This window comes from Streptomyces sp. NPDC048664 (genome assembly GCF_040650555.1).
GTDB lineage: Bacteria > Actinomycetota > Actinomycetes > Streptomycetales > Streptomycetaceae > Streptomyces.
In genome coordinates this window covers 1-4,850 of record NZ_JBEZHK010000062.1, presented here as the reverse complement: position 1 = coordinate 4,850, position 4,850 = coordinate 1, and the positions used below count along the sequence as shown (strand labels likewise).

General features: G+C 71.0%; 6 protein-coding genes. All 6 read right to left on the bottom strand.

What is annotated here, in order from left to right; all coding sequences use genetic code 11:
• Positions 1-499 (bottom strand): aromatase/cyclase (locus AB0C59_RS34695; RefSeq protein WP_363011835.1); only part of this gene is annotated, 499 nt, incomplete at its 3' end.
• 44 nt (positions 500-543) lie between these two features.
• Positions 544-1,329, bottom strand: a complete 786-nt coding sequence (gene fabG, locus AB0C59_RS34690; protein WP_363011833.1) for a 3-oxoacyl-ACP reductase FabG — start codon at positions 1,327-1,329, stop codon at positions 544-546.
• A gap of 99 nt (positions 1,330-1,428) precedes the next feature.
• Positions 1,429-1,701, bottom strand: a complete 273-nt coding sequence (locus AB0C59_RS34685; protein WP_363011831.1) for an acyl carrier protein — start codon at positions 1,699-1,701, stop codon at positions 1,429-1,431.
• Positions 1,702-1,799: 98 nt separating this feature from the next.
• A complete protein-coding gene (locus AB0C59_RS34680) occupies positions 1,800-3,014 on the bottom strand; it encodes a ketosynthase chain-length factor (protein ID WP_363011829.1) in 1,215 nt (404 codons plus the stop codon).
• Positions 3,011-4,282, bottom strand: a complete 1,272-nt coding sequence (locus AB0C59_RS34675) for a beta-ketoacyl-[acyl-carrier-protein] synthase family protein (RefSeq protein ID WP_363011827.1) — start codon at positions 4,280-4,282, stop codon at positions 3,011-3,013. The genes AB0C59_RS34680 and AB0C59_RS34675 overlap by 4 nt, the downstream gene beginning before the upstream one ends.
• On the bottom strand, positions 4,279-4,608 hold the full coding sequence (locus AB0C59_RS34670) for a TcmI family type II polyketide cyclase (RefSeq protein ID WP_363011825.1): 330 nt from the start codon (positions 4,606-4,608) through the stop codon (positions 4,279-4,281). Before AB0C59_RS34670 ends, AB0C59_RS34675 begins: the two co-directional genes overlap by 4 nt.
• Positions 4,609-4,850: the final 242 nt, after the last annotated feature.

The following is a 4,850-nucleotide window of genomic DNA, read 5'->3' as shown; positions in this document are numbered from 1 at the left end:
CACCGTCCAGGGTGAGGGTGTCCTCGAAGGAGAAGGTGCGTTCCGCGGCCGCGTGGGCGAACTCGACGTTCTCCTTGAGCGCCGCCAACTCCCTGCGGCTGTTGCCGTCCACGGCCTCGTCGATCCAGATCAGGTCGTGCGGGTCGTCGTCCACGGCGCGGTAGTCGTGCAGCAGCCGCACCCGGGAGGAGTCCTCGCCGAGCGGCTCGACGATCCAGGTCCCGCCCATCGCCGCCACCGGCGGGGTCGTCACCTCCTGGCGGAAGGTGATGCGCAGGGCCTCGGGGTCCAGTTCGCGGCGCGACGTCCAGTTCTTCGGCTGGCCGTTGGCGGTGGCCCAGATCCGTATGCGCTCGCTGCGCTCGTCGCCGTCCACCCGGTCCACGTGGATGGTCGGCGGGAAGATGCGGGGCCAGTTGTCCACCTCCGCGAGCAGCCGGTACACGGCCTGTGCCGGTGCGGCGATGGTGATCTCGTGCTCTACCTCACGCGTCGTCATGACGGCTCTCTTCTCGGGTCTCGTCCGGTCTCGGTGTGCGGCGGTCAGAAGTTGCCGAGGCCGCCGCAGACGTTGATCGCCTGCGCGGTGACGGAGGCGGCGGTGTCGGAGGCGAGGTAGGCGACCATGCCGGCCACCTCCTCGGGCGTGGAGTAGCGGCCGAGGGGGATCTTGGCCTGGAACTTCTCGAGGATCGCGTCCTCGGTGGTCTCGTAGGCGGCCGCGTATCCCTGCCGGACGCGCTGCGCCATCGGCGTCTCGACATAGCCGGGGCAGACCGCGTTCACGGTGATGCCGGTCGGGGCGAGCTCGTTGCCGAGCGCCTTGGTGAAGCCGACCACGCCGTGCTTGGACGCCGAGTAGGGGGCGCCCAGGACGACGCCCTGCTTGCCGGCGGTGGAGGCGATGTTGATGATCCGGCCGCGGTCCTTGTGGCGCATGCCGCCCTCGTTGAGGACCGCCTTGGTGAGCCGGAAGACGCTGGTGAGGTTGGTCTCGACGACGTCGTCCCACAGCTCGTCGTCGATGTCCGCGGTCACCCCGCCCCCGGACCGCCCGGCGTTGTTGACCAGCACGTCGATCGTGCCGAAGCGGTCGACGGCGGCGGCGACGAACGCGGTGGCCGAGGCGGTGTCGCGCACGTCGAGCGTGGCGCCGTCGGCCTCGTGGCCCTCGTCCTGGAGCTGCTTGACGGTCTCGGCGACGTTGTCGGCGTTGCGCGCGCCGATGAACACCCGGTGCCCGCCGGCCGCCAGGGCGCGGGCGGAGGCCAGCCCGATGCCGCTGGTGGCGCCCGTGATGACGGCTACCCGCTTGGCTTGCGTAGACATGTTCTTCCTCTTCGGCTGGGTGGTGGAGATGAGGGAGGGGGTGGGGCCGGCCACGGGAGTGTGCGGCGCCCGTGGCCCGGCCCCGGCCGGGTGCGGCCGTCAGGCGGCCGGCTGGACGGCCTCGAAGCCCTGGTTGACGACGGCGATGAGGGCGCGCGGGGTGTCGGCGTCGGTCAGCAGGTCCTCGTCGAGGGTGATGTCGAACTCCCGCTCGATGCGGCTGCCGGTCTCCAGCAGGGCCAGCGACTCGTAGCCGAGGACCTCGAACGGCACGTCGAGGATGTCCCCGTCGAGGTCGACGCCCTCGTCGGCGCCGGCCGCCTCCAGCAGGATGCGGCGCAGGTCGTCCAGGGTGAATTCGGTGGCGGACACGTGGGTTCCTTCCCGGTCGGGTGGGTGGGGTGGGTCGTTGGGAGGGCGCGCCTTCGCGGGCGCGGGACGAGCGTCTGAGGCGACGTCGTGCGCGGCGGTCAGTCGGCGGCGCGGACGACGAGGGCGGAGTTGAAGCCGCCGTAGCCGCGGGCCAGGACCAGCGCGGTGCGGACCTGGGCCGCCCGGGGCTGGGTGCACACCAGGTCCAGGCCGTAGGCCGCGTCCGGGGTGCTGTGCACGGTCGGCGGGATGAGGCCCTCCTCGATGGAGAGCAGCGCGGTGGCCACGTCCAGCGGGGCCGCGCCGGAGTACAGCCGGCCCGTCATCGTCTTGGGCGCCGTCACCGGGACGCCGCCCCGGCCGAAGACGGCGGCGATGGCCTCGGCCTCGACGCGGTCCAGTTCGGGGACGCCGGCCGCGTCCGCGAACACCACGTCGACGTCCTCGGCCGCCACCCGCGCGTCCGCCAGGGCGATCTCGATCGCCTTGCGCAGACCGGGCTCGCGTCCGCTGCCCGGGCGCGCGTCGAAGGTGGAGCCGTAGCCCGCGATCTCGCCGTACACGCGGGCGCCGCGTGCGCGTGCGGCCTCGGCCGACTCCATGATGAGGATCGCGCCGCCCTCGCCGGGCACGTACCCGGCGGCCTCGCTGTCGAACGGCAGGTAGGCGCGGGTCGGTTCGTGCCCGGTGCTCATCCGGCCCGCGGCCTGCTGCGCCACCCAGCCCCACGGGCAGATCGACGCGTCGATCGAGCCGGAGACGATCACCGGGGTGCCCTTGCGGATGAGCCGCCGGCCGTGCGCCACCGCGTCAAGGCCGCCGGCCTCGTCGCTGACGATGACCCCGCTCGGGCCCTTCATGCCGTTGCGGATGGAGATCTGGCCGCTGTTGACGGCGTAGAACCAGGCGAACGACTGGTAGGCGGACACGAACTGGCTGCCCTGGCTCCACAGCCGCTGGAGTTCGTTCTGCCCGAACTCGAATCCGCCGGAGGAACTGGCCGTCACCACGCCCATGTCGTACTCGGGCAGATCCTTCGGGTCGATCCCGGCGTCCGCCAGCGCCCAGTCGGCGGCGACCAGCGCCAGCCGGGTCATCCGGTCGGTCTGCGGCATCAGCCGGCTGGGCAGGTGGTCCTCGGCGACGAACCCGGGTACCTCACCGGCCAGGGTGGACGGATACGACGACGGGTCGAACCGGGTGATCCGGCCGATGCCGTTCTTGCCGGTGCGGGTGGCGGCCCAGTAGTCGCGGGCGCCGAGCCCCGTCGGGGCGGCTATGCCCAGACCGGTCACTACCACCGATGCGGTCATGCCACGCTCCTGTCGGGACGCGCCAGCACCATGGCGCTCTGGAATCCGCCGAATCCGCTGCCCACGGTCAGTACGGCGTCGGTGAGCTGCTCGCGGGCGGTCAGCGGGACGTAGTCGAGGTCGCACTCGGGGTCGGGGGTGTGCAGGTTGGCGGTGGGCGGCACCACGTTGTGCTCGATGGCCAGGGCCGACGCGGCGATCTCGATGGAGCCGATCGCGCCGAGCGAGTGCCCGACCATCGACTTGATGGAGCTCACCGGCGTGCGGTACGCGTGGTCGCCCAGACTGCGCTTGAACGCCGCCGTCTCGTGGCGGTCGTTCTGCTTGGTGCCCGAGCCGTGCGCGTTGATGTAGTCGATCCCCGTGGGGTCCATCCGCGCCTCGGCCAGCGCCACGTCGATGGCCTCGGCCATCTCGGCGCCGTCCTTGCGCAGGCCCGTCATGTGGTACGCGTTGGAGCGGGTGGCGTATCCGGCGATCTCGGCGTAGATGTGCGCGCCGCGCCTCCTGGCGCTCTCCAGCTCCTCCAGGACGAACACCGCGGCGCCCTCCCCGAGGACGAACCCGTTGCGGGAGGCGTCGAAGGGGCGGGAGGCGTGCTGGGGATCGTCATGGCGGGGTGTGGTCGCCTTGATCGCGTCGAAGCAGGCCATCGTGATCGGTGAGATCGGCGCGTCGGAGGAGCCCGTGATCATGACGTCGGCGGTGCCCTCGCGGATCAGCTCGACGGCGTGCCCGACCGAGTCGATGCCGGAGGTGCAGCCGGTGGAGACCACCGTGCTCGGGCCCTGCGCGCCCGCGTCCATCGCGACCTCGGCCGCGAACGAGCTGGGCACCAGGTAGTTGTAGAGGTGCGGGACCGCGTACGCGTGGTCCACGAGGTGCAGCCGGCCGCCGTCGCTGACGACGTTGTACTCCTCGTCCAGGCCCATGGTGGCGCCGACCGCGCTGCCCACGGTCACGCCGACCCGGTAGGGGTCGTACGACTCCAGGTCGATGCCGCTGTCGGCGACCGCGCCGCGGGCCGCGACCACCGCGAACTGCGCGGCGCGGTCCATACGGCGTATCTCCTGGGGGGTCAGCCCCAGCGCCGCGGCGTCGAAGTCCATCTCGGCGGCGACCCGGGAGCGGAACGGGGCGGGATCGAAGAACGTGATCCCGCGGGTGGCGGTGCGGCCCTCGCTCAGCAGGTTCCAGAAGGCCTTCACCCCCACTCCGCCCGGGGCGAGCACCTCGATACCGGTGATGACGACACGTCGGCCGGTCACGCGGACGCCTCCCAGTGGTAGAAGCGGGCCGCCATCGCGTCCGCGGGGGAACGCCATGTCGCCGGGTCGTAGGCCTCGATGAACGGCTTGAGGTCCTCGCTGATCGCCACGAAGCGGGGGTCCGTCTTCGCCTGCTCGATCAGCTCGCCGCCGTTGTCGGTGTCGAAGTCCTGGAGGTGGAAGTACAGGCCCCGGTACTGGAAGAGCTGGCGCCGGCGCGTGCCCATGCGGTGCGGCATCTCCGTGGCGTCGAATTCACTGAAAAGCTTGGCGACATCAGCTCCCGACTCGGGATGCATTCGGGCGACAATCAGCGTGCTGTGCATTGTTTTCCCCTCTGCTTACGGCCCGCTGTGCGCCGTATGGGTGAATTGAAAAACAGTATCCCAAGGCGTCCGGAAAGGTTTCAACGGGCGGAATGTCAGGACACTTACAGGAAATGGTTCAGGAATTCCGGCGAGAGACCTCAGCCGGTGATGTCGCAGATGGCCGCGCCCGAGGTGATGGAGGAGCCGACCTCGGCGGTGAGGCCCTTGATGGTGCCTGCTTTGTGGGCGTTGAGGGGTTG

Coding starts and splice junctions, on each gene's coding strand:
- AB0C59_RS34670 (WP_363011825.1), bottom strand. CDS start 4,608: ATGCACAGCACGCTGATTGTCGCCCGAATGCATCCCGAGTCGGGAGCT.
- AB0C59_RS34680 (WP_363011829.1), bottom strand. CDS start 3,014: ATGACCGCATCGGTGGTAGTGACCGGTCTGGGCATAGCCGCCCCGACG.
- fabG (WP_363011833.1), bottom strand. CDS start 1,329: ATGTCTACGCAAGCCAAGCGGGTAGCCGTCATCACGGGCGCCACCAGC.